The 2,485-nt window shown below is 39.4% G+C and carries 2 protein-coding genes; both read left to right on the forward strand.

Going from position 1 to position 2,485, the window contains the following annotated elements:
* The first annotated feature begins 132 nt into the window (after positions 1–132).
* Positions 133–1,677, forward strand: a complete 1,545-nt coding sequence (gene istA, locus FPQ13_RS12815; RefSeq protein ID WP_144089718.1) for an IS21 family transposase — start codon at positions 133–135, stop codon at positions 1,675–1,677.
* On the forward strand, positions 1,677–2,441 hold the full coding sequence (gene istB, locus FPQ13_RS12820) for an IS21-like element IS643 family helper ATPase IstB (protein ID WP_144089719.1): 765 nt from the start codon (positions 1,677–1,679) through the stop codon (positions 2,439–2,441). The genes istA and istB overlap by 1 nt, the downstream gene beginning before the upstream one ends.
* Positions 2,442–2,485 lie beyond the last annotated feature (44 nt).

Below are 2,485 nucleotides of genomic sequence, written 5' to 3' on the forward strand. Positions count from 1 at the left end.
TGTAAACGCTAGAATAAAGTTGACAGTTTTTGCTCGATAAGATTTTACACTTTTGCTCAATCAACCTACTAATTTAGTAAAATAGATTGTGACACTATTTTACTGGAGGTTAGGATTTTGGAGGAGAAGTTAGTGCTGTATATAAAAATACATGAATTACATAAGAGAAAATTTAAGGTAGCCCAAATCGCTAAGGAACTTAAAATTTCTAGACCGACTGTCTATAAGTATTTAGAAATGACCTTCGATGAAGCAAGGGCCTATTCTGAACAGCCTTTGGGAAAGAAGAGAAAACTAGATCACTATAAGGACTGGATACTTGCTTGGTTAGAAGAGTATCCCCACCTAAGTAGTGCTCAGATTCATGATTGGCTTTTGGAGAGATATCCCGACCTAGTGGTCGGTGGAAGTACTGTAAGAGCATATGTGAAGGATATTAGAGAAGTTTATCAGATTGAAAAAAAGGTAGTTGTTCGTCAGTACGAAGCAGTTCCCGAACAACCGATGGGTAAACAACTCCAGGTAGACTGGGGTGAAACAAAACAGAAAACCATAAATAACAAAGACATCAAACTCTACTTTATTGCCTTTGTACTCGCTCACTCCAGACATAAATATATGGAATGGCAAGCCCGTCCATTTACAACAAGGGACGCGATTCGTTGTCACGAAAATGCATTTCAGTTTTATGGAGGACAAACAGAAGAAATCGTCTATGATCAAGATCACTTAATTTCAGTGAGCGAAAATGCAGGCCAACTGCTTTTAACAGCTGAATTTCAAAGCTATGTAAATGAGCGTAAATTCAAAGTTCATCTGTGTAGAAGAGCTGATCCTGAATCTAAAGGAATGATTGAAAATGTAGTGAAATACATAAAAGGCAATTTCGCTGACAGTCGTGTGTTTAGTGATATAGAAGATTGGAATGCTCGGGCAATCCAGTGGCTCGAGCGTACTGGGAACCATCAGGTTCACCAGACAACGAAAAAAAGACCAGCAGAAGTGTTTCTCCTCGAAAAGCAACACTTACAGCCAGTCTCTTCGTTACTTTCATATGAAAGTACTAATAATCAAAGTATAACAAGAAGTGTAAGTAAGGACAACACGATTCGGTATAAGTCTAACCGTTATTCCGTTCCACTTGGGACTTATCAAACAAAGAGTGAAAACCTAGTATGGATTGAAGTGAAAGGCGAACATGAAGAGACCCTACTCATTCGCAAAGAACCAAAAGGTGAGATTATTGCCGAGCATTTTATCAGTACGGAAAAAGGAAAACTCATTCAAAACCGGCACCATATCCGCGATCGTTCTAAAGGTATCGAGGAGCTTAAGCAACGCCTTATCTCTTACTTTGATAATCAGGTCTGGGCAACTGCTTATTTTGATGAGATTAGCAAGAGATACCCGAGGTATCGTCGAGACCAGTTTACGATTATCTATAAGGTGATTCAGCAGTATCCAGCTTTAATTGAGACTACTTTGAAGAAGTGCATGACAGAGAACCTTTACAACGCGAATGATTTCCGCGATATCGCACATCACCTTGATACATTGTGTGACGAACCGATTGAAGAGATACAATCCTTTTACAGTAGTTCTCCAAAGCATTCTCATATCAAAGCTTCCACCCGTTCGCTAAATGCATATACCAGCATTTTAGGAGGTAGGGAATGATGAACAAGACTGTGCATGAACTACAAGATCAATTTCGTCAGTTACGTTTAGCAGAGACTGCGGAGGAGTTGCCCCAGCTTCTTCGCGAAGCTGAAAAAGCCTCATGGACCTATTTGGAATTCTTAGAGTCTATCACTCGATATGAATTAACCAAACGTGAAGCGAAAAGCCTGGAGAAAAGAATGAAATGGGCACGCTTTCCGTTCGTAAAGTCGTTGGATGAGTTTGAGTTGAAAGGGCAAAGCGTTCTGACTGCTCGTCAGCTTTCTCAACTTCGAGAACTAAGCTGGCTAGAGCAACAGTACAATTTAATTATTCTGGGTCCGCCTGGCATTGGAAAAACTTATATTGCAATTGGACTTGGACTTGAGGCTGTTGACAGAGGGTTCAATGTTTATTTCGCTACAATGGGGGAACTGGTGCAGCTTCTCAAATCAGAAGAGTATCTAAACAAATCTAAAGTTCAGCTCAAAAGGATTAGAAACGCCGACCTTGTAATAATTGATGATTTAATGTATATGGCGATGGATCAGAGAGAAGCAAACTTATTTTTTCATTTGATTAATCATTTATACGAACGAAGTTCAATTATACTTACTTCGAATAAGAGTCCTGATGATTGGGGTAATCTTATTGGGGATCAAGGGATCACAACAGCTATCTTAGATCGTTTACTTCATCGAGTAGAAGTCATCCATGGTGACGAGAATGAGGAAAGTTATCGCATGAAAAACAGGAAAAGCATTTTTCAAGCGGAAGTGTAAAAAGGATACGAGCAAAAAGTGTAAAAATCTACTTGACGTCTACA

This window comes from Allobacillus salarius (genome assembly GCF_007559425.1).
GTDB classification, from domain to species: Bacteria; Bacillota; Bacilli; order Bacillales; family Alkalibacillaceae; genus Allobacillus; species Allobacillus salarius.

Coding starts and splice junctions, on each gene's coding strand:
- istB (WP_144089719.1), top strand. CDS start 1,677: ATGAACAAGACTGTGCATGAACTACAAGATCAATTTCGTCAGTTACGT.